This is a genomic window from Kitasatospora sp. NPDC017646 (genome assembly GCF_044329365.1).
In the GTDB taxonomy this organism is placed as follows: Bacteria; Actinomycetota; Actinomycetes; order Streptomycetales; family Streptomycetaceae; genus Kitasatospora.
Window position 1 is genome coordinate 27511 of record NZ_JBIRJC010000046.1, and the last position, 23565, is coordinate 51075.

The 23565-nt window shown below is 72.4% G+C and carries 24 protein-coding genes; 14 read left to right on the forward strand and 10 right to left on the reverse strand.

The genetic code is table 11. The features are described 5' to 3' along the window. Nucleotides 1–100: 100 nt before the first annotated feature. A complete protein-coding gene (locus ACH4J0_RS36960) occupies nucleotides 101–1129 on the forward strand; it encodes a hypothetical protein (protein ID WP_396245563.1) in 1029 nt (342 codons plus the stop codon). 114 nt (nucleotides 1130–1243) lie between these two features. On the opposite strand, the gene ACH4J0_RS36965 is transcribed toward ACH4J0_RS36960, so the two are convergent. Both ACH4J0_RS36965 and ACH4J0_RS36970 read right to left on the reverse strand, forming a co-directional pair. After that, a complete protein-coding gene (locus ACH4J0_RS36965; protein ID WP_396245564.1) occupies nucleotides 1244–2518 on the reverse strand; it encodes a trypsin-like serine protease in 1275 nt (424 codons plus the stop codon). Nucleotides 2519–2592: 74 nt separating this feature from the next. Beyond that, nucleotides 2593–5532, reverse strand: a complete 2940-nt coding sequence (locus tag ACH4J0_RS36970) for an AAA family ATPase (protein WP_396245565.1) — start codon at nucleotides 5530–5532, stop codon at nucleotides 2593–2595. Nucleotides 5533–5739: 207 nt separating this feature from the next. Between ACH4J0_RS36970 and ACH4J0_RS36975 the strand changes: the two genes are divergently transcribed. The 3 genes from ACH4J0_RS36975 to ACH4J0_RS36985 all read left to right on the forward strand — a co-directional run bounded on the left by ACH4J0_RS36975 (nucleotide 5740) and on the right by ACH4J0_RS36985 (nucleotide 8240). Further along, nucleotides 5740–6528: a chitinase gene (locus ACH4J0_RS36975; RefSeq protein ID WP_396245566.1), complete on the forward strand. Its 789-nt coding sequence runs from the start codon at nucleotides 5740–5742 to the stop codon at nucleotides 6526–6528. Nucleotides 6529–6544: 16 nt separating this feature from the next. Then, entirely contained in the window at nucleotides 6545–7348 is an 804-nt protein-coding gene (locus ACH4J0_RS36980; RefSeq protein ID WP_396245567.1) for a thaumatin family protein, read from the forward strand. A 73-nt stretch (nucleotides 7349–7421) separates the two neighbouring features. Further along, the gene (locus ACH4J0_RS36985) at nucleotides 7422–8240 is read left to right on the forward strand and encodes a glycosyl hydrolase (RefSeq protein WP_396245568.1); all 819 of its coding nucleotides are present in this window, start codon (nucleotides 7422–7424) and stop codon (nucleotides 8238–8240) included. A 131-nt stretch (nucleotides 8241–8371) separates the two neighbouring features. Here ACH4J0_RS36985 and ACH4J0_RS36990 read toward each other — a convergent pair whose 3' ends face one another. Then, entirely contained in the window at nucleotides 8372–9331 is a 960-nt protein-coding gene (locus tag ACH4J0_RS36990) for an SMP-30/gluconolactonase/LRE family protein (RefSeq protein ID WP_396245569.1), read from the reverse strand. A 107-nt stretch (nucleotides 9332–9438) separates the two neighbouring features. Here ACH4J0_RS36990 and ACH4J0_RS36995 point away from each other — a divergent pair, with 107 nt between their 5' ends. Further along, entirely contained in the window at nucleotides 9439–9888 is a 450-nt protein-coding gene (locus ACH4J0_RS36995; protein ID WP_396245570.1) for an Lrp/AsnC family transcriptional regulator, read from the forward strand. Between the two features lie 184 nt (nucleotides 9889–10072). Here the strand turns inward: ACH4J0_RS36995 and ACH4J0_RS37000 are convergent, their stop codons facing one another. Both ACH4J0_RS37000 and ACH4J0_RS37005 read right to left on the reverse strand, forming a co-directional pair. Next, the gene (locus ACH4J0_RS37000) at nucleotides 10073–10861 is read right to left on the reverse strand and encodes a phytanoyl-CoA dioxygenase family protein (protein WP_396245571.1); all 789 of its coding nucleotides are present in this window, start codon (nucleotides 10859–10861) and stop codon (nucleotides 10073–10075) included. Between the two features lie 281 nt (nucleotides 10862–11142). After that, entirely contained in the window at nucleotides 11143–12102 is a 960-nt protein-coding gene (locus ACH4J0_RS37005) for a GlxA family transcriptional regulator (protein ID WP_396245572.1), read from the reverse strand. A 71-nt stretch (nucleotides 12103–12173) separates the two neighbouring features. Here ACH4J0_RS37005 and ACH4J0_RS37010 point away from each other — a divergent pair, with 71 nt between their 5' ends. From ACH4J0_RS37010 to ACH4J0_RS37030, 5 genes are all read left to right on the forward strand, one after another. After that, nucleotides 12174–12773, forward strand: a complete 600-nt coding sequence (locus ACH4J0_RS37010) for an isochorismatase family protein (protein WP_396245573.1) — start codon at nucleotides 12174–12176, stop codon at nucleotides 12771–12773. A gap of 338 nt (nucleotides 12774–13111) precedes the next feature. Further along, the gene (locus ACH4J0_RS37015) at nucleotides 13112–14170 is read left to right on the forward strand and encodes a hypothetical protein (RefSeq protein ID WP_396245574.1); all 1059 of its coding nucleotides are present in this window, start codon (nucleotides 13112–13114) and stop codon (nucleotides 14168–14170) included. Between the two features lie 433 nt (nucleotides 14171–14603). Then, nucleotides 14604–14927: a beta/gamma crystallin domain-containing protein gene (locus ACH4J0_RS37020; protein ID WP_396245587.1), complete on the forward strand. Its 324-nt coding sequence runs from the start codon at nucleotides 14604–14606 to the stop codon at nucleotides 14925–14927. A 512-nt stretch (nucleotides 14928–15439) separates the two neighbouring features. Then, nucleotides 15440–16357: a DUF4328 domain-containing protein gene (locus tag ACH4J0_RS37025; RefSeq protein ID WP_396245575.1), complete on the forward strand. Its 918-nt coding sequence runs from the start codon at nucleotides 15440–15442 to the stop codon at nucleotides 16355–16357. 1198 nt (nucleotides 16358–17555) lie between these two features. After that, a complete protein-coding gene (locus tag ACH4J0_RS37030) occupies nucleotides 17556–17723 on the forward strand; it encodes a hypothetical protein (protein ID WP_396245576.1) in 168 nt (55 codons plus the stop codon). 133 nt (nucleotides 17724–17856) lie between these two features. Here the strand turns inward: ACH4J0_RS37030 and ACH4J0_RS37035 are convergent, their stop codons facing one another. Further along, nucleotides 17857–18123: a hypothetical protein gene (locus ACH4J0_RS37035; RefSeq protein WP_396245577.1), complete on the reverse strand. Its 267-nt coding sequence runs from the start codon at nucleotides 18121–18123 to the stop codon at nucleotides 17857–17859. Between ACH4J0_RS37035 and ACH4J0_RS37040 the strand changes: the two genes are divergently transcribed. Both ACH4J0_RS37040 and ACH4J0_RS37045 read left to right on the forward strand, forming a co-directional pair. Beyond that, complete coding sequence (locus tag ACH4J0_RS37040; RefSeq protein ID WP_396245578.1) at nucleotides 18110–18472, forward strand: hypothetical protein; 363 nt, start codon at nucleotides 18110–18112, stop codon at nucleotides 18470–18472. The two genes, ACH4J0_RS37035 and ACH4J0_RS37040, sit on opposite strands and share 14 nt — an antisense overlap. Before the next feature lie 392 nt (nucleotides 18473–18864). Continuing rightward, complete coding sequence (locus ACH4J0_RS37045; protein WP_396245579.1) at nucleotides 18865–19992, forward strand: NADH:flavin oxidoreductase; 1128 nt, start codon at nucleotides 18865–18867, stop codon at nucleotides 19990–19992. A 73-nt stretch (nucleotides 19993–20065) separates the two neighbouring features. Here the strand turns inward: ACH4J0_RS37045 and ACH4J0_RS37050 are convergent, their stop codons facing one another. Beyond that, complete coding sequence (locus ACH4J0_RS37050) at nucleotides 20066–20239, reverse strand: CsbD family protein (RefSeq protein ID WP_396245580.1); 174 nt, start codon at nucleotides 20237–20239, stop codon at nucleotides 20066–20068. 125 nt (nucleotides 20240–20364) lie between these two features. On the opposite strand from ACH4J0_RS37050, the gene ACH4J0_RS37055 reads away from it, so the two are divergent. Continuing rightward, on the forward strand, nucleotides 20365–20535 hold the full coding sequence (locus tag ACH4J0_RS37055; RefSeq protein ID WP_396245581.1) for a hydrophobic protein: 171 nt from the start codon (nucleotides 20365–20367) through the stop codon (nucleotides 20533–20535). 155 nt (nucleotides 20536–20690) lie between these two features. On the opposite strand, the gene ACH4J0_RS37060 is transcribed toward ACH4J0_RS37055, so the two are convergent. Both ACH4J0_RS37060 and ACH4J0_RS37065 read right to left on the reverse strand, forming a co-directional pair. Beyond that, a complete protein-coding gene (locus tag ACH4J0_RS37060) occupies nucleotides 20691–22073 on the reverse strand; it encodes a histidine-type phosphatase (protein WP_396245582.1) in 1383 nt (460 codons plus the stop codon). Between the two features lie 179 nt (nucleotides 22074–22252). Next, a complete protein-coding gene (locus ACH4J0_RS37065) occupies nucleotides 22253–22810 on the reverse strand; it encodes a hypothetical protein (protein WP_396245583.1) in 558 nt (185 codons plus the stop codon). A 31-nt stretch (nucleotides 22811–22841) separates the two neighbouring features. Here ACH4J0_RS37065 and ACH4J0_RS37070 point away from each other — a divergent pair, with 31 nt between their 5' ends. Continuing rightward, on the forward strand, nucleotides 22842–23045 hold the full coding sequence (locus tag ACH4J0_RS37070) for a hypothetical protein (RefSeq protein WP_396245584.1): 204 nt from the start codon (nucleotides 22842–22844) through the stop codon (nucleotides 23043–23045). On the opposite strand, the gene ACH4J0_RS37075 is transcribed toward ACH4J0_RS37070, so the two are convergent. Beyond that, complete coding sequence (locus tag ACH4J0_RS37075; protein ID WP_396245585.1) at nucleotides 23042–23323, reverse strand: hypothetical protein; 282 nt, start codon at nucleotides 23321–23323, stop codon at nucleotides 23042–23044. The two genes, ACH4J0_RS37070 and ACH4J0_RS37075, sit on opposite strands and share 4 nt — an antisense overlap. Nucleotides 23324–23565: the final 242 nt, after the last annotated feature.

Sequence of the window (23565 nt, forward strand, 5' to 3'; positions counted from 1 at the left end):
GGAACGCCCACGGGCTGAGTGGCCGTCGGTGTCCAGGCCGCAGGACGTTCCGGGCCACCTCGCCCGCCGGTGTGTCCGACCGGGCGGGCATACTGGCGCCGTGCCGACCGCCGAAGAACCCCACCAGCCCCCTTCCGGTGAACCGGAGCCGACGCCGGGCCGGGCGACACCCGACCCGTTCGAGGGACTCGTCCTGGACGAGCGTTTCATCAGGAACGCCACCGTCAAGGAGCCGACCGCCCGGACCCGGATGCTCGCCGCGCAGTGGCGCGAAGCGCCGCCGGTGGATCCGGGAGGCCGCCTCTGGACACCTGGGGCGGCCTCCGGCACGGCCCGCTCAAGGTGGACCCGGCCCGGACGCCGGCGCACCGTGCTGATCGCGGTCACCGCTTTCGCGGCGCTGCTGGCCGTCGCGGTCGGGGTGGACCCGGCCGGTCTGCTGCACGGGGACGGCCCGGCGGCGCGCGACCGGCGGGCCGTCCCCGCATCGCCCCGGCCGGCCGTGGACGTCGCGCTGCCCGGCGGCGGGGTCTCCGACGCGACCAGGTGCGGCACCAAGGGCTTCCACCACTTCGAACCGACGCCCGCGTCCTTCACCTTCGCCGCCGGACCACAGCAGGACGCCCCACCGCCGGGACCGCAACTCGTCCTCGGCGCCTACGGGTTCTCACGGACCTCGGCGAAAGACCCCGGGCACTTCACCATCGGTCTGCGGCTCGCTCCGGTTGCCGGCGACCGCGCGCTGGACCTGTCCGCGCCACTCGGTCCGCAGGGCGTGGCGGTGGAGATCGAAGGCCCGGACGGCCTGGTCGGCGGGGCCCACGGCCTCCCGCTCGCACACGACGACGACGCACCGTCCGGCGCGGGCGGCCCCGTCCACGTCGGACCCGAGAGCGGCGCCTCCGTACAGGTGACCCTCCCGGTCGAGGCCCTGTGCCCGGGCTACGACGGCTTCGCCGTCCAGCAAGGCCTGACGGCACCGACCGACTCCCACAACACCATCACCGGCCAGCCGCCCTACCGGCTCACGGTCTCCATCTCCGATCCGGCGATCGGCGCGCTGCGGCGCCAGACGGGCTCGACGGTGCCGGGCGACGTGCTGGCCACCGACAACCGGGTACCCCACTGACGACGCTGAACCGGTCACGGCGGTACGGCGGTCCGCTCGACGTCCGGCTCGGCGTCCGGCCGAGCACGCACCCACCGGCGGCGGACCGCCGGAGTCGCCACCAGCGACAGGGGCCTACAGCGCCGAGAAGCCGAACTTCGACACCACAGGGCCCAGCGGGGTGAAGTAGCCAGTCGAGTAGCAGGTCGTGGCCGTCGAGGTGTTCGAGCAGGCGACCTTCGTGTCCGTGTTGCCCGCGATGATCACGCCGACCGAGGCCATCGCGTCGCCCTGGGGGTTGGCGATCGCCGGCCCTCCGCTGTCGCCCTGCGCGACGGCGATGCCGCCGCCGCGCGACCTCACCTCGGTGGCGTCCGTGCGCCCGGACGGCGTGTGGACGCCGACGCGGGTGACCTCCAGCTCGCAGTGGAAGCCCGACGTCGCTCCTGAGAAACAGACGGTGCGGCCCGGGTCCATCCGCGCGGGCCCGTACAGCGGCCGGCTGTCACCGCTGTTCCACGGGCCGGAGTAGAAGCGCGCGTTGGCGTCCTTGTCCGTCGTGATGACGGCGACGTCCAGAGCGGTGTCGTACGCGGTGACCTCGCCGACGACGCGCTGTCCGCTGTACACGTGACCGCTGGTCCGGCAGTGGGCGGCGGTGAGGAGCACCTTCTTCCGGTCGATCCAGCCCGGGATGCCGCTTGAGCAGTGGCTGCTGTCGCCCGTGGTGATGTCCGCCCCGGCGTACCACGGTGGCGAGTCGCCGCCGCGGCCGCCCTGCGTGGGCGTCTCCGGGGACCCGACCTGCGGGTGGACGGGCATCCCGGCGATCTCCTCGGCCCGGGCCGCGTAGTCGCGCACCGGTGACCCGGGCGGTACCACGCGCCGGGTCGTCTTCGGAAGGTAGGAGAGCAGCAGGCCGCTTCCGTCGACGGCCGGCGAGATCGACGACCACTCCCGGGCGTCATTGCCGACCACGGAGATGAACCTGGCGACGGCCCGGTCCATCTCGGCCTGCGAGTACGCGGCCGCGCGGTAGCGGACGTCATAGTCGGGGTTCACCGGGCCGGCGGGCTCGTGCTGCTCCGCCTCGCGGGTGCCGGCGCGCCAGGCGTTGACCGCCTCGGTGATCCCCGCGGGGACGGGCCCCTGCCAGAACAGGTCGACGTAGTGCTCATCGCCGTGGAACACGATCGAGGCGAAACCGCTGCCGTCCACCTGCCGGTTGTCGATCAACCGGTGGATCTCGTCGGCGATCGGCTGGAGGTGCCCCTCGTGGTACTCGCGGCTCAGCAGGACGGTCGGCGTCATGCGGGTGTCGCCGGTGTCCTCCTGCGCACGGGCGAGCGCGACCGATGCGGCTCCCAGGAGCACGACGGCCGCCGCGTACAGGAGTTTCGATCCGCGCATGCGGACACCATAGAGTAACCGTCCTGGCTACGCGGAGTAATCGGATCGTATGCGTGCCATGTCCGTGGTGGCCCTCAGCATCTGTCGCACGGCGCAGACACCCCCGCGGAGCCGGCCGGTCTCCCCGGCGGCGCGGGCAGGTGGGGGCCGGGCCGTGCGGTGCGGGTGACCACCGGGCCGTGGCCCGGTGGCTGCGCCCCCGTTGCCGCGGCGACCTCACGGCGTGAGCGGACGCCGAGCTTGCCGAGGATGTGGGAGACGTGGGTCTCCACGGTGCGGCGCGAGAGCAGCAGCATCGCGGCGATGTCGGGGTTGGACAGCCCCTGCGCGACCAGTTCGGCCACGCGCTGCTCCGTCACGGTCAGCGCGCCCCGGCCGGAGACCGGCCGGGAGCGCGGTCCCCGGATCCCGGCACGCACTCCCCAAGGGCGCATGCGGGCGGCGGCGCGCCGCGCGTCCCAGACCGCGCCCAGCTCGGCGTAGACCGCGAGGGCCTCGCCGAACGCGGCACGGGCCGCGTCGCGTTCCCCGGACGCGGCCTGGAGCACGGCGAGGTCTTCGAGGGCGTTCCCGAGGTCCGGGGGACGGTCGGCGGTGCGGTGGTGGTCGACCGCGGCGAGCAGCCGGGCCGGGTCGTCGTGCAGCAGTCCGCGGCACCACTGGGCGGCTGCCCGCGTGGCGGGCAGGGGTTCGATGTGGGCGTTCCGTCGGCTCTCGAGCGCCGCGGTCCGCGCCGTGCGCCGGTCGTCCACGGCCAGCGCCAGGCGGACCAGGCCGGCCAGCCACTCCGGATGCCTCCTGGTGTCGTACTCGTACGCGGGGGCCAGCAGCCCGGCGAGCACCTGGAGGGCCTCGCGGGGCCTGCCCGTACGTTCGAGGGCGAGGCTGCGGGCCACGATCCGGTAGGAGGCCGCCACGGGCCAGGTCGGCGGCACCGTCTCGGCGTCCAGGGTCTCCGGATGGCCGGCTGCCTCCTGCCGGGCATCCCGCCGGGCACTGATCAGCGCCCGCAGGCTGTGGCGGGCGAGTTGCCAGCGGCCCTGCGGAAGGTCGGTGACCTCGTCCAGGACCGCCTGTGCGTCGTCCCACCGACCGTGTTCGTAGTACCTCTCGGCGATCTTGACCAGGTTCATGGAGAGCAGCGTCGCTCCGGTCCGCCCGGCGAGGGCGCGGGCGTGCGCCAGGGTCTGCTCCGCCTCCTGGGGACGGCCGAGGCTGTCCAGTGCCACGGCCCGGTGGCCGAGCAGCATGAGCCTCAGGTCCACGAGTTCGCGATCGTCGCCGATCTGCGCCAGCCCGCGGTCGGCCAGGACCAGCGCACCGGGCTGGTCGCCCTCCCGGCTGCGGATCAGGGCACCCGCGTTCAGGGCGTAGCCGACGGCGGTGGTGTTGTCGAGCCGCACCCCTTCGGCGAGTGCCTCGGCCATGGCCGCGCGGCCCGCGCCGAGCCGGCCCTGGAAGCCCCGGGCGAGCGCGAGCAGGGCGAGCAGCCCCGCGCGCCAGCGCGGCGCGAGCCGCGGGTCGCCGAGGGCCGCGTGCCAGTTCGCCTCCACGTCCTGGTAGCGGCCGGCCCGCAGCGCGATGCTGGCGAGCAACCACCTGGCCCGGCCGACGAGTTCGCGGTCGGAGGTCGCCAGCAGGATGCTGCGGGCGAGTTCCTCGGCGCGCTCGACCGGTCCCGTGCGGAAGTAGAGCGCCGCCAGTCGGTCGGCCAGCGCGTGGTGCCTCGGACAGTCCGCGTCCGTCTGCCGCAGGGCGTGTTCGAGCAGGTCGGCGGCGAGCGCCGGGGCCTGGTCGGCCAGTTGCGCCGCGTGGTCGGCGAGCCACTCCCACTCCCAGCCGTCGGCTTCCCGCACGGCCGGCAGGATCAGCTCGGCCACGCGCTCGACCGGCGCCCCGGCGGCGGTCAGCTCCTGCACCGCGTGCCGCAGGAGCCCCGCGCGCAGGGCGGACGGGGTGGTCTCGTAGAGCACCTCCTTCAGCAGGGCGTGGCGGAACCGCAGCCGGGACGCGGCCGACTCCAGCACGCCTGCGCTCAGCGCCTCCTCCACCACCGTCAGGAGGTCACCTCTTCCCGCCACTGCCGCCAGGTCCGCCGACGAGAACTCGGGTCCGAGCAGGGAGGCGACGCGCAGCACCTGTTGGGCCTCGGCCGAGAGACAGGCCAGCCGGTCCGCGATGACGTCCGTCAGCGTTCGGAGGTCACCCGTGTCCCGGCGGTCCGCGGGCAGTTCCACCGTGCCGTCGGCGCGGTGCAGGGATCCGCCGCGGGCGAGGGCGTCCAGCAACTCCCTGATGTACAGGGGATTTCCGGCCGCCGAGCCGAGACGTGCGGCGAGCCGTGGCCCGGGGGTTCCTCCGGCCAGCGCACCCACCAGCTCCGACACGCTCGCCTCGCTCAGGCGGTCGAGTGAGAGCACCCGCCCGCCCTGGGGGCGGAGCTCTCGGCGCAGCCGCGCCAGGGCCGGCCGGCGTGGCACCGGCCGGCAGGTCCCGATGGCCAGCAGTGGCCGCTGGACCGCGGTCCGGCAGAGGCGGCGCCACATCAGCAGGGTCGTCTCGTCGGCCCATTGCAGGTCCTCCAGTGCCAGGACCACCGGTCCGGACGCGCACAGGTGGTCGACACGGGCCAGCAGTCGTTCGGTGGCGACCGCCACCGGATCGGCGGCGAGGAGGTGCGTGTCCCGGTCCGCGCGGGTCCGCGGCCGTTGACGCGACGGTGCGGCCTCCGCGTGCCGGGGACCGGGCGAGCGCGGGGGCACGCCGAGGAGTCGTGTCATGGCCGACAGCGGAAGCCGTTGCCCCAGCTCGTCGCAGTGCCCGGACAGCACCTCGCAGCCGGCGGCCCGGGCCGCGGCGAGCGGTGCGGCGAGCAACGCGGACTTCCCGATGCCGGGTTCGCCCTCGACCAGCACGCTGCCCCCGCGACCGGCCACGACATCGGCGACCAGGTCATCCAGCACGGCTCGTTCGGCTTCCCGTCCGGTCACGCCGACCATCTGCCGAATTCGCATGTACATGACCTTAACCGGCTCGGGCGGGGTGCCAAACGTCGCGCACGTCACGCCCGGACCGTCCAGGGACGGGGGCCCGACACCGTACGGCGCTACGGAATCTCAGTGAGGCTCACGGATGTCTCCCCGGATCCGCCGCCGGACGATCGTCCGGCAACCCCGGCACGGCCATCCGGCACACCGGTCACCACGCGAGGAAGGTCCCGCATGTCCCTTCGACGCTCAGCCGTGAGGATCGCCGCGGCAGCGGCAGCCGTATCGGCGATCGCCCTGCCCACCACCGCCTCCGCCACCACCGCCTCCACCTCCGCCACCGCCTCCACCTCCGCCGAGTCGAAGGCCGGACCGGCGCACGCGACGGCGGCGGACCAGGCCGGCGGCTTCGTCGTGAGCAAGGCCCAGTTCGACCGGATGTTCCCGAACAGGAACCAGTTCTACACGTACGACGCACTGGTCGGCGCGATGAGCGCCTACCCCGGCTTCGCGCACACCGGAAGCGATCCGGTCAAGCGGCGGGAAGCGGCGGCCTTCCTGGCGAACGTCAGCCACGAGACCGGCGGCCTGCGCTACGTCGTGGAGCAGAACACCGCCAACTACCCGACGTACTGCGACACCGGCCGGCCCTACGGGTGTCCGGCGGGACGGGCGGCCTACTACGGACGGGGGCCGCTCCAGCTCAGCTGGAACTTCAACTACAAGGCGGCGGGGGACGCCCTGCACATCGACCTGCTCCACAACCCCAGCCTGGTCCAGACCAATCCGCAGGTCGCGTGGAAGACCGCGCTCTGGTACTGGAACACCCAGTCCGGGCCCGGCTCCATGACGGCCCACCAGGCGATCGTCACCGGTGCCGGCTTCGGCCAGACGATCCGCAGCATCAACGGCGCCGTGGAGTGCAACGGCAGGAACACCGCCGAGATGCAGGACAGGGTCAACCTGTACCAGAGGTTCGCACAGATCCTCGGCACCTCCCCCGGCACCAACCTGACCTGCTGAGCGGAACGGAGAAGTCATGCACAAGTTCCTGATCAGGCTGTTCGTCGCGGTGGCCGCTGCCGCCCTGACGGTGGTACTGCCGAGCGCGGGCGCGGCGACGGGTGCGACCGCGACGGGCGCGGCAGTGCTGCCCCGTACCGCGCCGGCCGCGGCTGCGGCGGTCAACCACACGGTGACGTTCGTGAATCACTCGTCCCAGAAGCTCTGGATCGGAAGCGGCGTCAACGCCGACGGGTCGAAGCAGTTCACCCGGCTACCGGTCCTGGCTCCCGGACAGTCGGCGACGGTGACGATTCCCGAGACGGCCGCCCCGTTCCACTGGCGTGGAAAGTTCTTCGCACGGCAAGGCTGCGGCGGGGCCTCCGGCAGCACCTTCCACTGCCGGGTGGGCGACTGCGGCCCGTCGGCCGACCACTGTACGACGGGCGAACAGCCCGCCAGTCTCGCGGAGTTCAACTTCGACGCCAAGGACGGCGCCGCTCCCTGGTACGACGTGAGCTACGTGAACGCGTTCTCGCTGCCGGTCACGATCACACCGGTGAACGCCACGGTCCCGGCCGGTGGAGGCTGCGAGACGCGGGGCTGCGCGACGAGCCTGCTGCCCTACTGCCCGCCCGCCGACGTGACGCGCGGGCCGGACGGCAAGCCCGTGCTGTGCACCAATCCCAGCCGGGACACCCCCAGCGACTACAGCCGCGCGCTCAGCGCGAAGTGCCCCAAGGCCTACACGTGGTCCAAGCAGGACCAGGTGCCGGGCAACAAGGTGATGCAGCAGTGCAGCCACTGCAGCGGCTTCACCGTCACGTTCGGGCCCGCGTGAGCCGCCCGTCCCGGTTCCCGGTCCGAGCAACAGCGGCCTCGTCATGACCACGTGATCGAAGGAGGGGAACGCCTTGCCGCGTCGAATACGTCTGTTCACCGTTCTGCTCGCGGTGCTGACCTGGCTCACGGTCGGCAGTGCCGCCGACGCGTCCGCCGCCCCGGTGAAGAAGAAGGGCGTGAGCGCCTGGAACTTCACCGACGTCACCAAGGCACTGGCTGACGCCAGGGTCAGCTGGTTCTTCACCTGGGCCTCGGACCGGCAGCAGATCAGGCCGCCCGCCGGCGTCGAGTTCGTCCCCATGATCTGGGGTGCGGCCTCGGTGACCGACGCGCAACTCGCGACGGCCAGGAAGGAGGGCACGACCCTGCTCGGATTCAACGAACCCGATCTGCCGGCGCAGGCCGACATGAGCGTGTCCCGGGCCCTCGACCTGTGGCCCCGGCTCCAGTCGACCGGGATGCGCCTGGGGGCACCGGCGGTGGCGGGCGGCGGCGACGTCGCGGGCGGCTGGCTCAACCGGTTCATGGCGGGCGCCGCCTCCCGCCACTACAAGGTCGACTTCATCCCCCTGCACTGGTACGGCTCGGACTTCCGCGCCGATGCCGCGACCGGTCAGCTGCGGAGCTACCTCCAGGCGGTCCACAACCGCTACAGGAAGCCGATCTGGCTCACCGAGTACGCCCTGATCGACTTCTCGCACGGCGCCCCGAGGTATCCGACCCCGGAGCAGCAGGCCGCGTTCGTGACGAAGTCGACCGCCGTGCTCCAGGGACTTCCCTTCGTCGAACGCTACGCGTGGTTCACCCTCTCCGCGGACCGTGGCGGCACAGGTCTGTACAACCGGTCCACGCCCAACCGGGTGGGTACGGCCTACCGCGCGGCCGGCTGAGCGCGCGGCAGGGAACCCGCGCGCACCCGGCAGAGCGCGCACCCGGCAGAGCGCGCGCCCGTCCGCGGCAGCGGGCGGGCGCGCGCGATCGACCGCGACGCCGGTCGGCCGGTGAGGGACCGCCGGCAGGTTCACCGGGGCGCCGGCTGCGGCCAGGGCCGGCGTCCCGGCCCGGTCGGGTGGGTGCCGGTGACACCCATCACCACCGAATACAGGGTGGTCTCCGCAGCGATGAAGAGGCGGTTGCGCTTGGCGCCGCCCCAGGAGATGTTGGCGACCGTCTCGGGGACGTCGAGGCGGCCGATCAGGGTGCCGTCGGGGTCGTAGCAGTGCACGCCGTCGTCCATCGCGGCGGCCCAGAGCCGGCCGCCGTCGTCGAAGCGGAGGTTGTCGAAGCGGGCCTTGTCGCGGGCCCCGGCCTCGGCGAAGACCTCGCCCTCGGACAGGGTGCCGTCGTCGCGTACGTCGAAGACCCGGATGAAGCCCGCGCGGGTGTCGGAGACGAACAGCTGCCGCTCGTCGGACGAGAAGACCAGGCCGTTCGGCGCGCCGAAGCCGTCCGCGACCAGCCGCACTTCGCCCGTGACCGGATCGATCCGGTACACGTTGTTGGCGCCGATCTCGCTCTCCGCGCGATATCCCTCGTAGTCGCTGGTGATGCCGAAGTCCGGGTCGGAGAACCAGATCGAGCCGTCGGACTTCACGGCCGCGTCGTTCGGGCTGTTCAGGCGCCTGCCCTGCCACCGGTCGGCCAGCACGGTGACGGTGCCGTCGTGTTCGGTCCGGGTCACCCGGCGGTTCCCCTGCTCGCAGGTGACCAGCCGGCCCTCACGGTCGAGGGTGTTGCCGTTGGTGTGCCCGGCAGAGCGGCGAAAGACGCTGACCGAGCCGGTCTCCTCGTCCCATCGCAGCATCCGGTCGTTGGGGATGTCGCTCCACACCACCTGGCGCCAGGCGGGCACGTAGACCGGCCCCTCGGCCCAACGGCAGCCGGTGAACAGGACTTCCAGTGCGCTGTCGCCGTTCATGCACCGCCCGGTACGGAAGCGGTCGTCAAGCATCTCGTACAGCCCCGGGCGCTCGTCGCTCATGGAGTCCACTCCTCACGAAGACCATCAAGTGCCGAATCTGCATCGGTCTGGAGTGCATGTTGCAAGATGACATACTGCTTTGGCTAGCCGATTCCGAATGGAGAGCCGTGGATCACATAGACCGCGCGCTGCTGGTTCAGCTCCAGCAGGACGCCACCCAGCCCTACGCCGCGCTCGGCCAGGCCGTCGGCCTGTCCGCCGGCGCCGCCCATGAGCGCGTACGCAAGCTGCGGGAGCGCGGCGTCATCCGGCGTACCTCCGTCGAGGTGGACCCGGCCGCCGTGGGCAGCGCCGTCCTGGCCTACGTGATGGTCGACTCGACGTCCTGGATGGGCGATTCGGCGCCGGACTTCGCGGCGATCCCCGAAATCCTGGAGGCACACGTCATCGCCGGCAGCGCCTCGGTGCTGGTGAAGGTCAGGACCGCGACCACCGAGCAGCTCCAGGACGTGCTGCGCCGGATCTACGCCATCGAGGGGGTCAGCGGAACGCAGGCGACGGTGGTCCTGGAGACCTTCTTCGAACGGCCGCTCTCACCGCTGAGTGCTGACCGCTGACCGCTGACCGCTGACCGCTGGCTGCTGGCTGCCGACCAACCGTGACCACTTCGCGCCCCGGTGCCCGCCCCGATGCGACGGCGCCCCGGCCGGCACCGGACGCCTCGCCGTACGCCTTCGGACCGTCCGCGCAGCGGCTCCGGTGCGACCGGCCGGAAGCCTGGCGGGGCCCGCTTCCGGCCCGTCAGGTGGCCGTGCCCGGGGTGTCCAGTCCCAAGCCGCGGCGGATCGCGATCTCCACGGGTGAGTACGCGCCGTCGGCACGTTCCAGCTCGAACGGCGCGGCCGGCATCAGCGGCGGCTGGGCCATGAAGCGCGGCCGCACCCCGTGGTGCGGCTGCGCCGCGTGCACCAGGAACGGATGACACAGGAAGACGTCACCCGGCGAACCGGTCGCGAGAGCGGTCGGCCGGTGGTCGGACGCCGCCACCAGATCGGGCGCGAGGGTCAGCCCGCTCGCCCCGTCCTCACCGTACTTCTCCAGCACCTTCGGCACGTCGAGGTGTGAACCCACCCGGATCCGGGTCGGGGCGTCCTCCTCACCGACCTCGCTGAACAGGAACAGCATCAGCAGCGCCCGGCCCCGGGAGCGCAGGTTCGTGAAGTACCAGCTCTCACCCTCCGGCAGGTAGCTCCCCTCGATGTGCCAGCCCGCGTCGTCCGGCTCCTCCTCGTGCGGGAAGCGCAGCGGGAACGTGCCCAGCGAGTAGCGCGGCTCCCAGCGCCCCGCGCCGACGAGCAGGTCGTACGCGCGGTGCAGGGACGGGGAGTTGGGTGCGGCGGCGAACGGTCCCTGCGCCATGCCGCCCACCCACTGCACGGGCTGCGTCCACGTCGACGGGTCGTCCGGGGCGCAGCCCGTCTCCCGCCACAGCAGCCGCTCGCAGTCCGCGGCCACCCGCGGCGCGACGGCGCCCTCCAACTTCACGAAGCCGTCGCGGAGGAACCGGGAAACCAAGGTCGTGTCATCCATGCCCCCATCGTGCGGCGACACCGGCCCCGATCGCCCGACAGTTCCCGCACCGCGTTCGTCGGGTGAGCTTCGTGGAAGCATCTCCGCCGCCGTGGTCACCGCGTGAATGGGAGCCGCGCAGGAGCTCGGCGGTGGTGGCCGGTCCGCCCCGGTCCAGCCGCACGGCATTGCGCTCCAGGCGGGTCGGGGCTCGGGAACGTGTGCGGAGGCGGGAGATCGATGACGACGACACGCAACGACCGCTGCGGACCGGGATCAAGACAATCGCCAAGCCCGAGGCCTCAGCCCTCCTCCCGCCCCCGGAAGGCCCGGCGGTACTCCCTCGGCGCCACGCCCACCCGCGAGACGAACACCGGCCGCAGTGACACCGCCGAGGCGAAGCCGCAGTTCGTCGCGACGGTGTCGACCGGCAGGTCCGTCTCCTCCAGGAGGCGTTGGGCGGTGAGGATGCGCTGGTCGATGAGCCAGCGCAGCGGGGTGGTGCCGGTGGTGGTGGTGAAGTGGCGGGCGAAGGTCCGTTCGGACATCAGGGCCGCGGTGGCCATCCGGCGCACGGTCCAGGGGGTGTCGAGCGAGGCGAGGATCTCGGCGCGGACGCGGGCGAGCGGGTCGTCATCGTCGACGGGAGGCACCGGACTGGGGATGAACTGGGCCTGGCCGCCGGCCCGGAAGGGAGCCGTGACCATGGCGCGGGCGATGGCCGCGGCCGTCTGCTGGCCGTGGGCGGTGCGGACGAGGTGGAGGCAGAGGTCGATGCCCGCCGCCACACCGGCCGAGGTCCACAGGCCGTCGCCGCCGGTGAACAGCACCTCGGGGCGGACGGTCACCGCCGGGTGGCGGCGGGCGAGTTCGGCGGCGAGGGCCCAGTGGGTGGTGGCCTCGCGGCCGTCGAGCAGTCCGGCTTCGGCGAGGACGAAGGCGCCCGCGCAGAGGGAGGCGATGGGGACGCCGGCGGAGGCGACGGTCCGCAGGGCGTCCAGGACTTCCGGGGGCCGCCGGGCGGCCGGATCCTCGACGCCCGGGACCACCACCAGGTCGCAACTCGCCAGTGCCTCCAGTCCCAGGTCGGGGACCCGTTCCAGGCCGCCGCCCAGCCGCACCCGGGCCCCGGCCGGGCCGCAAACCCGCAGGTCGAAGGCGGGCACGCCGGGCCGGGTGGCCCGGTCCGCCCACACCTCGCCGATCACCGCGTAGTCGAAGGCCCGTACGCCGTCGAAGACCAGGCAGCCCACAGTTCTCATGGCAGGAACCTATCGATACGCGGCGTTCCTGCCCATCACCCTCCCCCACCGGCGGCCAGCACGATGGACCCATGACGAACACCGACGCCTTCGACACCCCGCTCACCCTCGACCCCGACGCCGTCCTGCTCCTCATCGACGTCCAACAGGGCTTCGAGGACCAGGACTTCTGGGGCCCGCGCGACAACCCGCAGGCCGAACAGCGGATGGCCGAGCTGATCGCCGCCTGGCAGGCGACCGGCCGCCCGATCGTCACCGTCCAGCACGCCTCCCGGGTCGGGCCGCTGGTCGAGGGCACGCCCGGTCACGCGCTCAAGGACTTCGTCGCCGGGATCAGCCCCGAGCTGCACATCACCAAGACCGTCAACAGCGCCTTCTACGGCACCCCCGACCTGCACGCCTGGCTCCAGGAGCGCGGCAGCCGGCAGCTGGTGATCACCGGGGTCATCACCAACGTGTGCAACGAGACCACCGCCCGGATGGCCGGCAACCTCGGCTACGACGCGATCTTCCCGACCGACGCCATGCACTCCTTCGACATGACCGGCCCCGACGGCACGACCGTCCCCGCCGCCGATCTGGCCCGCGCCACCGCGACCACCCTGCACGCGATGCGTTTCGCCAAGGTGGTCACCACGCAGACCGTCCTCGATGCGGCCTATGCCGCCTAGAAGGTCGCCGAAGGCCTTTCAGGTTCTGGCCTCGGCTCCGAGCCCGGGGCGGCCGGGCCGGTGCTGCGCGAGCCGCCGGCCGACCCCGAGGAGCGGACCCGGCCGCCCGCCGCCCGGGCGCTCTTCCGCGGCGGCCTGGACCCGGCCGAGTTGCTGCCCGTTACCGGCCAAGGGCCTCACGGACGGCGGTGCACGTCGCGGCCACGCCCAGCGGTCAGCGCTCAGGTCCGCCATGGCCAGAGCCGTTCGCATGAAGGACCGAGGCAGTCACATGGCGGCGCCTCGCACCCTGGCTACAGTTCGTGTGCATTTCACGCCCGGCAGCAGGGGATACGGCCATGACCGACGAACCCACCACCACCGCCGATCGCCTCAAGAACGGCATCGGGGTCTTCCTGGTCGCCTTCATCGCCGCCTTGAACTTCCTGGGCTTGCGCGATGCCGAGGTGTCCTCCGTCCTCCGCAACTCCCCCGACAGGGCGGCGCTGACGGGCGGGTTGATGCTGCTCGCCGTGGGGGCCGCCGTGACGGCCGTGGTCGTACCGGATCACACGCCGATGCGCCCCTACTACGCGCCACCGGTCTTCGCCGCGTGCATCGGGATGGCCTCGGTGGTGATCTGCTTCATCAACAGCCCGTTGACACAGCCGGGTGCGCTGACCGCCGACTGCTCGACCGCTGTGGTGGCGTCCGTCGTCCTGTTCCTCGTCGCGGTGGTCGTCGGCGTCTTCTGGGGGATCCGGTGGCACCGGAAGGACGAGCGGGAAAGGCCTGACTGGGACCTCGTCTCGGTCCTCGTGGTCTGCGCGGTGATCCTCACGTCCGTTGCGACGTTCTCGGCCGGCCGACTGGAGGCCGAAAGTCAGCTCACCTCCTCGTATCCGCAGCTGTCGGCCACGATGAAGCACAACGGCGCGACCGAGGACCTGTCGGTGGCCGTCTCCGGATCGAAGCTCGCCAACGGCGACAAGATCGGCGTCATCATCCAGGGAATCCCGCAGGACAACGGCACATTCAACCTGGTGCAGGAGTGTCCCTCGTCCCAGCGTCTTGACATGTGCCTGAAAGCCGGGGTGTGCAACACCATCAAAGCGAGCCACTGCGACGTGCTGGCCAGTCAAGAGTTCGAACCCAGCAGCACGGGAGAAGTCAGCGGAACGGTCGAACTTCCGGTCACCGCCAACCGCTACCAGTTCATCGACGTGCGAGCCCAGATCTGCGAACTGAACGGCCCGACGGCGTCACCCTCCCCCACCCGAGGCCAGACGACCCGAAAGCCTCCCTCAGGGCAGTCTTCCCAGAAGCCCCATGAACCCTGCTCCTACCAAGCCGGCTACAAACTGGCCACGGCCTTCCTCCGGGTTCCACCGCCGGCCCCGACGGCAACACCTCGATGACCGGGCGCAGCCCTCGCGAGGGGCTTGTCCGAACGTCACTGCCCGGCCCGGCGCCGGCCACCGCGACGGTGGACCGCTCGCGGAGTTCGCTACCGCGGCCTGCGGCGCGAGCCGGCGGTCGTGCGACGGACTCGCCGCCCGCCGCGCACGTGAGCGCCACAACCGGGTGATGTCTCGGCCCCTTCGGTTCGCATCCGGAGTGTTGCGGCCGAATGGGGGACGGGGGTCACTACGTTGGGACCTCGGGTCCGGCGGCCGTGCCCCCGACAGGCACGGCCGTGAGGAGCCGGACCGGTGCACGGTCGGCCGTTCGCCGAATCGGCCGAACACCGTTCCCGTCATGACGTGACGTCACCGACAATGCCGGGCCGCGACCCGGCCCTCGTACGAGGGAGAATCCGTGATCTCGAAGACCAAGAAGGCCATCCGCTCCATGGCCGTGACGCTCGCCGCAGCCGCGACGTTCACCATCGGCCTGCCGAGCGGCGACGCCTTCGCCATCGACCACGTCCAGTGCGACGGGGGCCGCAACGACTTCCTGAAGATCTGGTCGCACCTCGACGGCCGTGACAGCGTCGACTGCTACGCGAACGGGGGGAGGACCGACTTCGGAGGGTGGTGGGTCGACCGGATCTCCACGGGCAACAACGACCTGACCTACTTCGACGTGAACGGTGACTCGGTGAGGATCACGCGCTGGACCGACATCACCTTCCCGAACCACCCGCCGAGGGTCGCCGCCATCCAGATCGGGTGATACGGCCCCCATCCGCTCACCGCGCACGCCGATGCCGGCCACCCCCCTCCGGGCCTGGCCGGCATCGGCATGCGCGGCCGGTGGCGGCCGCCGAGGGCGAAGGTGGTTCGACGGGGCGTGGCGGGTGGGTCAGTAGCGACGGCCCGAGAGTCGCCCAGCATCTGACGTTGCGCGGCGAGCGGGTGTCGGGTGGTGGTCGAATTCACGGTCCTCATGCGTTCCGCCCGCAGGACGCTCATCATCCCCACACGCCGACCGCACCGGCCCGGTGCTGGAAGCGCGAGCCGAAACGGATCCGGCTCCTGCGCCCCGGGCGCCGGAGTGATCTGTCGGACATTTGGCGATACCGGCGCTGAGCTGCGAATTCCCGCTGGCAGCCGAGGCCGTGGATCCCCTAGAGTCGGCGCGCCCGTCCCGGTCGGGGTGATGGCGTACCGGCGTGCGCGGTCGAGCACGCGGCGATTCCAGGAGTTGACGATCCGATGGTGTGTGTGGCGTGCGGGACGCGCCCGGTGGGGACGGACAGCGGCCGGTGCTTCGGCTGCGCGGAGGCGGCTCCCGGCTGGGCGGCGGCGCTGCGCCCGGCGAACGGCCTTGCCGTGGCGCTCTACGTCCTGCTGGGGTTGAACGCTGTCGAGGCCGTGGGGGTGGTGGTGGCCGACCTCCGGACGGACGTGCTCCTGGGGCGGGTGGTGGACGAGTCGCGCGATGTCAGCGTCGGCGAGCTCGATGCCGTGCACTCCTTGGCGAAGGCGCTGAACGGGGTGTTCATCCCGCTGGCGCTGACCACCGCCGTGGTGTTCATCGTCTGGTTCTACCGGATCCGCGGGAACGCCGACCTGCTGGCGCCGAACGGCCACCGCCGGGGACGTGGCTGGACCATCGGCGCCTGGTTCACTCCGATCGTCCTGCTCTGGTTCCCCTGGCAGCTGATGGTGGACTGCTGGCGGGCGAGCGCACCGCTGGACGCGGAGGGCAGGCGGCGCACGCTGTCGGAGAAGATTCTCGTCCTGTGGTGGTCCACCTGGTTGGGCTCCCTGGTCGTCGGCAGGATCGCCGGCTCCATGGTGAGGCCTGTGGGCTTGTTCGTCCCCGGTGACCTCGAGAACGTGCGCGACGGCATCCGGGTGGAGGCCGCCGGGGCGGTGCTGCGGGTGGTGGCCGCGATCGCGGCGATGGTGGTGGTCAGCAAGCTGACCGCCATGCAGCAGGCGCGTCGGGCCGACGTCAACCCGCTCGCGGCCAGAACCGCCCAGGAGGCCCGGGTCCAGGCGCTGGTGTCGGTCCGGACCGTAGCCACGGCCTCCCCCACAACGCCCGTTTCCGCCTCGACACCCACGTCCGCCTCGACACCCACGTCCGCCTCGACGCCCGCATCCCCCGACGTGCCACGTGACGCCGCCACCGAAGGACAACCGTCGGCGACCTGACGGCGCACGGCCCGGCCGGAACACGCTCCCGACCGGGCGCTCCCCGGACCGTCGCCCCGTCCCGCCGCCGGGAGTCGTCAGCGGTCTCCGGCAGGCTTCGTCATGTGACTGGTCGGACGGTGGAACAGGGTCCTCCGACCGCGTCCGCCGAACCCGCCGGGGAAAGGACCGCTCGGTCGGCTGGCCGTCACGGCAGTGGACCGGCAACGTGACGATCTTCGCCAGGCGCTGGCCGGTGGAGTCCTCGAAGGCGAACACCGATGACCGACATGCACGCTCGACGTGCGAAGCGTCGCCTCGACGCAGCGCTGGAGGGCCTCGCTCGGCTCAGCAGCAGGACGTCGATCAGGGCGCGGGTACGGTCGCGGTCGAGGTCGCCGTACGGCTCGCCGGCCGCGGCCGGGGCTGACGCCGACGGCCCGGCTCGCCGGCTGAGCGAGGACGTCGCGCAGCGAGGGGGCCCGACCGCCCTGTCCATCGTCCTGTTGGGGGACCAACTCGGCGCGGCGGCACCGGAGGTGGTGAGGGCGACCCGCGGTCCCGGCGCTCCCTCCCCCTCGGGAATCTGTCGCTCCTCGTCCGCAGCGCGCAGCTCTCGCACCCCGGCGACGGTTCGCACGGACGCGCCTGAACCGCCGCCGGAGACTCCACTGACCTCGGCCCGTGAGCGGCGGGCTCCTTGCCCGACTTGGTGATGACAGGCAGTGACTCCCGCGGAGCCCGAACCGTTCCGGCCGGTGTCGCGCAAGCCGCCGGCACCGGGAAGTGGCGGCGCGCGGAGTCCGGGGGGTAACCCGCGCGCCGCCGACCCTGCCCGCAACCTCCGGCTACCCCCACGAGCCCACCTCATGCACCGATCGACGGACACAACCGTGCGCGTCCATCGTGTCCCGTTCGCTCCTGGCGGGGACGGGCCTGCGATGTGCACCGTACGATCACGCGTACTGTCCGGGAAGCGCCGCCGCCAGTGGCACACGGGAACGCGGGGCGCGCACTGAGTGGGAGGTACGGACTTGGCCGGGCTGGACTCGAGAGGGCCGCCAAAATCGGAGCGCGCGAGGGCCGGCCTTCCAGCCTGCGCGCCAGGGAGAAGTGACTGCGGAGGTATCCGCAGGGGAACTGCGTGGGCTCCTGGCGACGCCCCCCGACTCCGGGAGCTGACACCGCACCCCAACCACTCCTTCCTGGAAGGCCAGAGATGGAAACTGCCGGATGGGCGACCACCATCGTGGCGGGGATCGCCGGGGGCATCACTGTCCTCGGCTATCTCTTCGATCAGGTTCCGCCCCTGACGCAGAAGCTCGTGAAGGCGATCCGGTCCGTGCGCGCTCTGCGCGATGAACTGAGGCGCACGACGAACGGGTAGAACCGACGGCCGCGCCGGCTCCGGCCGGCGCGGCCTGTACGTGCGCGTCCGTCCACGTCCTCACCGCGACGGCGCTGTGGAGGAACGGACCGGGCGGTCGAACTCACCGGTCCCCTGCCCGTGGGCGACCGGCTCAGTACCGCTGGGTCTGGACGACGCGCGAGAGGAGGGCCTGGTCGCGGTCGAGCGGGCTGAAAGCCGTGGGTGTGGCCGTCGCACCGGCCGCGAGGTCCTTGACGTTCAGGAAGGTCGTGTCGACGACCTTCCCGCTCTCGTCCGAGAACTCCACCTTGATCGCGTACGAGGCCGTGGCACGGGTGCTGTTGACCACCGTCACCAGTGCCGCGTTGAAGCCCGCCGCCTGCGCCTTCGGCAGCCCCGTGATCGTGACGTCCGACATCGCGTTCCCCGCCCCCTGGGTCTTCTCCAGTACGGCCTTGGCCTCGGAGCGCCCGGCGGCGATCTGTGCCGAGACGGAGGCCTCGAACGAGGACGCCGCCGCCGACGCCGAGGCCGATGCCGAGGCCGCGGCGGCCGACACGGACTCCAGCACCGACGCCTTCGCCGAGGCGAGCGCCGAGGGAAGCTGCCCCGAGAAGGAGCTCACCTCCGGCTGTCGTGGACTCGTCGTCGCCGAAGACCCGGACGGGGAGGAGGAGCAGCCGGCAGCCACCAGAACCGCGCACCCGAGCAGGGTCGCCGCCAGCGCCGTGCGCCGGTACGCGCCAGTCGCCGCAGGACGAGCATGAAGCAACCGAGCCATCAGAAACCGCCTCCGTGTCGTCGGCCGAACCATCGGCGGTCCGGGCCTGCTCTTCAACCATCGACGCCGCGGCTGCGGACCTTGCGCGGCCCGGGGCGTATTCACCCGGTCCGCAGACACCGACGCGGGCGACCAGCGGCCCAGGACACGCGCCGAGCCGCGGGGGCACGCCCGCACGGCCTCCGCGGGCAGCGTGGTCGACGGCGGTCAACCGGAACCCGGCTGCCGCGCCCGGTGCTCGGTGCTCCGCCACGGCGCGAGTGGCGCGGATCACAGGGGGTGGGGCCCGGAGGGCGAAATGCGGGGACGGCCGAGGTGGTTGGCCTGGGCAACCGTTTCCGACTCGGCGCACATAACCGCCAACCGCGAGGACCTGCCATGACCGTCATCGAGAACCCGGCCTCCCGCGCGGCCGGGATCCTGTCCCGGCCCGTCACGATCAACGGGCTGACCGTGCCCAACCGCATCGCGATGGCGCCGATGACCCGCCAGTTCTCCCCGGGCGGCGTGCCCGGCGAGGACGTCCGCTCGTACTACGCCCGGCGCGCCGCCGCGGGTGTCGGCCTGATCGTCACCGAGGGGACGTACGTCGGCCACGAGTCCGCGGGCCAGAGCGACAGCATCCCGCGCTTCCACGGCGAGGAGCAGTTGGCCGGGTGGGCCCGCGTCGCCGAGGCCGTCCACGCCGCGGGCGGCACCATCGTGCCGCAGCTCTGGCACATCGGCATGGTGCGCAAGCAGGGTGACCCGCCGTTCGCCGACGCCCCCGCGATCGGCCCGTCCGGCATCCGGCTGGACGGCACCGAGGGAACCGGGCGGGCGATGACCCGGGCCGACCTGGACGCCGTCATCGGCGCGTTCGCCGAGGCCGCCGCGGCAGCCGAGCGGATCGGCTTCGACGGCGTCGAGCTGCACGGCGCCCACGGCTACCTGCTCGACCAGTTCCTGTGGGCGGGCACCAACCGCCGCACCGACGCCTACGGCGGCGACCCGGTCGCCCGGACCAGGTTCACCGCCGAGCTGGTCGCCGCGGTGCGCGCGGCCGTCTCCCCGGAGTTCCCGGTGATCTTCCGCTACTCGCAGTGGAAGTCGGACAACTACGACGCCCGCCTCGCCGAGACGCCCCAGGAGCTGGAGGCGGTCCTCGCCCCGCTCGCCGAGGCCGGCGTCGACGCCTTCCACGCCTCGACCCGCCGCTACTGGGTGCCCGAGTTCGAGGGCTCCGACCTCAACCTGGCCGGCTGGACCAGGAAGCTCACGGGGCTCCCCACCATCACCGTCGGCTCGGTCGGCCTCGACGGCGACTTCATCGCCGCCTTCCGGGGCGAGGGCTCCGCGGTCCAGGGCATCGACGACCTGCTCGACCGACTGGAGCGCGAGGAGTTCGACCTGGTCGCCGTCGGCCGCGCCCTCCTCCAGGACCCGGAGTGGGCCGCCAAGGTCCTCTCCGGCCGCTTCGTCGACCTCCGCCCCTACGACGCCGCCGCGCTCCGCACCCTGAGCTGACGGACGACACGGCGCCCCGTCGCTCCGGACGGAGCGACGGGGCACGCGTCACGGCGGCCGGGTCGAGGGCGGTTCAGTCCCTGAAGGCGTCCTTGATGTGCTCGCCCGCCTGCTTGACGTCGCCCTTCGCCTTGTCGGCCCTGCCTTCGGCTTCCAGACGCTCGTTGCCGGTCACCTTGCCGACGCCTTCCTTGACGGCGCCCTTGGCCTTGTCGGCGGCGTTCTTGATCTTGTCGTTCGCACTCATGCCGGTCTCCTGTCCGTCGGGGTCGTGCTGACCCACCGCCTGCCCCCGACCCGCCGGAAGATTCCCCCGAATACGTTCCGCGGGTCGGGGCAGGCGGATGGCCGACGCCGACTACGGAGGTAGAGATGGTTCCCCTTCTTCTTGTTCTTCTGCTGGCTCTGGTCCTGTTCGGCGCCGGCTTCGCGCTGAAGGCCCTGTGGTGGGTCGCGGTCGTGGTCCTGGTGGTGTGGCTGCTCGGATTCCTGCTCCGCGGCACCGGCGCCTCCGGCAGCCGTGGCCGTTGGTACCGCTGGTAGGCGACCTGACGGTGCATGCGGGGCGATCCCGGGACGAGGGCGGGGCACACACCGCGGTGTGCGCCCCGCCCTCGTCCTTGCGTCACGGGCGCCACGACTCCGGCGGCGGGCGGAGGGGGCGGCTCGTCCCCTGACAGCCCGGGCCCGGGTAGGGGTCAGCCGTGCGCGAGGCAGTGCTTGAGCTCATCGAGCTCGTAGAAGTAGCTGCCCTCGGCGACGGGCTCGCAGGACGGCTCGAACGCCGTCTCCTTCTCGTTGTAGAGCATGCGCACCAGGTAGTCGGCCGGCCGTCCCCCGGAGGGCGTGTTCGCGAACAGGTCCCACTGGATGTTCGCGGCCATCGGCGAGACCTCGGCTCCGCGCCACGGGTTGTTCCCGTACGCGTACGGCTGCCCGGGACCGGCGGGCTCGGTGCTGCCGGGCAGCCCCAGCAGCGCGGCGAGCGGCTCGATCTCCTCGGCGTGGGTGAAGCGCAGCACCGCGCCGTTGCCGCCGGTGCCGTCCGCCTCGGCGGCGGCCTTGGCGTCGGCTTGGGCGAGGAGGTCGTCGAGGAGGACGCCGGCCATCTTGTAGGTGATCGTGCGTCCGCTGAAGGCGGGCCCCTTCTGGTAGAACTCCTCGGCGTCGTCGAGGTAGGCGAGCCACTGGGCGTCGCGACGGGCCAGGAACGGGGTGAGGTCGACGTCCGGCGCCTCCACGGCCAGGTCGGGGGCCGCGCTGTAGAGCTGGTACAGCGAACGCGCGAAGGAGACCTGCTCCTCGGTGGACAGCGCTGCCGCGAAGTCCGCCCGGAACAGGCGCGCGACGACGCGGTGCGCCGTTTCGGCGGTGCGCGGGTCAGCGTCGATGTCCGCGAGGACCCCTGCCAGGTCCGGATCGCTCTTCAGGTACGCCTGGTAGTCGGCGTTCTGAGGCTGCTTGTGGAAGTACAGCAGGTTCTTGTCGGTGACCGGCGCCTCGATCAGGCTCGCCAGCGCCGGGTCCCCGGAGGCCAGACCGCCCGTGAACGCATCGGCGCTCGCCACCGTCCGCGGGACACCCGACGTCTCCACCACGATCGGCTCGCGCCGGGCGGCGATGCTCGCGAACAGGCCCGGCAGCCGCTGCTCCATGCGCAGCGCGGTCCGCCGCTGCTCCTCGGCGCCGCGGGCGGACAGGTTGCCGTAGCCGAGCGTGGAGGCCGCGTCCAGCAGGGACCGCACCTGCGGGCCCAGCCCCGCGCCGAGGTCGGTGAGCGCGCCCTGCTGCTGCGCCTCGTGGAGGGCGGCGAGCACGGCGTCACCGTCGCCGCTGTCCGTCATGGCGCGGGAGCCGTGGCGGGCGACGTTCTCGGTGAAGACCGGCACGAAACCCCTGGGTGCCTCCTGGTAGTGGCCCGGCCTCCCCTGCGGGACGTACGGGGCCTTGGTTCCGTAGAGGTCACGCCCGGCACGCGGGGCAGCGGTCCTTTCCCCTGCGGCGGCGGTTCCCGCGGTGAACAGCGCGCCTGCGGCGAGGCAGACGGCCATGGCGGCGGACAGGGAGGCGGTGCGCTTCACGACGGCCCTTCGGGTCGGTGGGAGCTGACGTCAGGCGGCTCGGGACCGCGCAAGGTTGTCATGAGCGCGCGAATCCCTGCCGACACCGCGTCGTGGCGCCGGTTACGCGCGGGTGAACGTCCGCCGCGGAGCCCCGGCCCGCCCCGCCGGGGCCGTCGCCCCGGGGACCACCTCCGGAGCTACGGGGAGGTGGCGGTCGCCGAGCCGGGCCTTTCGAAGGTCGCCTCGATCCGCCGGTCCCGCCACTGCTCCAGGGTCCGCTGCTGGCTCCGGGCCCGCTCCAGCAGGTCGTCGAGGAGCCGGGCGTCCAGCCGGGCGTGGTCGGAGGCCAGCCGGCGCAGGGTCTGCCACCCGGCGGCCTTGCCCTCCACCGCCATGCGGAGCATCTCCAGTTCGAAGAAGGTGGTCAGCGGGGAACGCCGCACCAGGCGGCCGTTGGTCTTCAGTCGTCCGGCGCGCTCGGCGATCCACGCCGCGCCGACCTTGTAGCGGCGCACCGGTACGCCCAGGTTCCGCATGATGGCGAGCAGCGTCCTGCGGTCCTGGGCGATGTCGGCCGCGAGCGGGCCGAGCTCGCGGCCGAGCGGCGATCCGGCTGTCGCCTTTGCCAGGTGGCGCACGCGTTCCGTGCCGGTCGTCGCTCCGGCCAGATGGTCGTTGAGGTAAATGCCCAGCAGGTCCGGGTCGAGCGTGCGCGCGGGGTGGCCCGTCGCCGTGCCGGGGTGGGTTCTGGTCATTGCCGCGTCGCCCTTCAGTCTGCTGCCGGCCGTGGACGAGGTCGATGTCGATGTCGAGGACGAGGTCGATGTCGAGGACGAGGTCGATGTCGAACAGGCCTTGCAGGCCACGCCCGGCGCCTGCCCGGGAGCACGGGTACGAAACGGCTGTCCGGTGACACCCGCCCGCGGACCGGGCGATCCGCGGTCCGACGGTGCGTTCGGGCGCGCGCGGCCGGCGCTCCCGACCGCCTAGCGGGCGTCGGCCTCGTCGATCAGGTACTGGAGCTCGTCGAAGACCTGGAGCACGACGACGACCAGGACGTGGTCGGCGACCATGAACTCCACCACGACGCCGGGCGCGGCGTAGGCCTTCCGCAGGTGCTCGTCGGGACCGATCGGTGCCGTCGCGGTCTTGTGGTACGGGTCGCGCGCGAGAACACCCAGCGCCCGCTCCAGAAGGGCACGCCGCTCAGCAGGCAGCGCGTCGATGGTCGCCCTCGCCTCGACCGTGTACTGCACGCGGTACGTCATGCCCGACACGATAGCCGTGCGGTGTCCGAACGGGAGAGCCCGGTCATCCGGCGGACTCATGGGAACGTGCCGGGGACTCGGGCGGACCGGCCGGGGAACGGCGCGAGGGCCCGTGCCACGCGGATCGCGCGGGCACGGGCCCTCGTGGGTCACCTCGGTGGCCCCTGTCCGACCCCGAGGCACGGGGGGAGGAGACGATTGGTCGGCTCAGTACCAGTGGTGGGTCTGCCAGAACGACCACG

What these genes read in the sequence shown, in the direction of transcription:
- ACH4J0_RS36965 (WP_396245564.1), bottom strand. Translation starts at nt 2,518, where the DNA reads ATGCGCGGATCGAAACTCCTGTACGCGGCGGCCGTCGTGCTCCTGGGA.
- ACH4J0_RS36970 (WP_396245565.1), bottom strand. Translation starts at nt 5,532, where the DNA reads ATGCGAATTCGGCAGATGGTCGGCGTGACCGGACGGGAAGCCGAACGA.
- ACH4J0_RS36975 (WP_396245566.1), top strand. Translation starts at nt 5,740, where the DNA reads ATGTCCCTTCGACGCTCAGCCGTGAGGATCGCCGCGGCAGCGGCAGCC.
- ACH4J0_RS36980 (WP_396245567.1), top strand. Translation starts at nt 6,545, where the DNA reads ATGCACAAGTTCCTGATCAGGCTGTTCGTCGCGGTGGCCGCTGCCGCC.
- ACH4J0_RS36990 (WP_396245569.1), bottom strand. Translation starts at nt 9,331, where the DNA reads ATGAGCGACGAGCGCCCGGGGCTGTACGAGATGCTTGACGACCGCTTC.
- ACH4J0_RS37000 (WP_396245571.1), bottom strand. Translation starts at nt 10,861, where the DNA reads ATGGATGACACGACCTTGGTTTCCCGGTTCCTCCGCGACGGCTTCGTG.
- ACH4J0_RS37005 (WP_396245572.1), bottom strand. Translation starts at nt 12,102, where the DNA reads ATGAGAACTGTGGGCTGCCTGGTCTTCGACGGCGTACGGGCCTTCGAC.
- ACH4J0_RS37010 (WP_396245573.1), top strand. Translation starts at nt 12,174, where the DNA reads ATGACGAACACCGACGCCTTCGACACCCCGCTCACCCTCGACCCCGAC.
- ACH4J0_RS37015 (WP_396245574.1), top strand. Translation starts at nt 13,112, where the DNA reads ATGACCGACGAACCCACCACCACCGCCGATCGCCTCAAGAACGGCATC.
- ACH4J0_RS37020 (WP_396245587.1), top strand. Translation starts at nt 14,604, where the DNA reads ATGGCCGTGACGCTCGCCGCAGCCGCGACGTTCACCATCGGCCTGCCG.
- ACH4J0_RS37030 (WP_396245576.1), top strand. Translation starts at nt 17,556, where the DNA reads ATGGAAACTGCCGGATGGGCGACCACCATCGTGGCGGGGATCGCCGGG.
- ACH4J0_RS37035 (WP_396245577.1), bottom strand. Translation starts at nt 18,123, where the DNA reads ATGTCGGACGTCACGATCACGGGGCTGCCGAAGGCGCAGGCGGCGGGC.
- ACH4J0_RS37045 (WP_396245579.1), top strand. Translation starts at nt 18,865, where the DNA reads ATGACCGTCATCGAGAACCCGGCCTCCCGCGCGGCCGGGATCCTGTCC.
- ACH4J0_RS37050 (WP_396245580.1), bottom strand. Translation starts at nt 20,239, where the DNA reads ATGAGTGCGAACGACAAGATCAAGAACGCCGCCGACAAGGCCAAGGGC.
- ACH4J0_RS37055 (WP_396245581.1), top strand. Translation starts at nt 20,365, where the DNA reads ATGGTTCCCCTTCTTCTTGTTCTTCTGCTGGCTCTGGTCCTGTTCGGC.
- ACH4J0_RS37065 (WP_396245583.1), bottom strand. Translation starts at nt 22,810, where the DNA reads ATGACCAGAACCCACCCCGGCACGGCGACGGGCCACCCCGCGCGCACG.
- ACH4J0_RS37075 (WP_396245585.1), bottom strand. Translation starts at nt 23,323, where the DNA reads ATGACGTACCGCGTGCAGTACACGGTCGAGGCGAGGGCGACCATCGAC.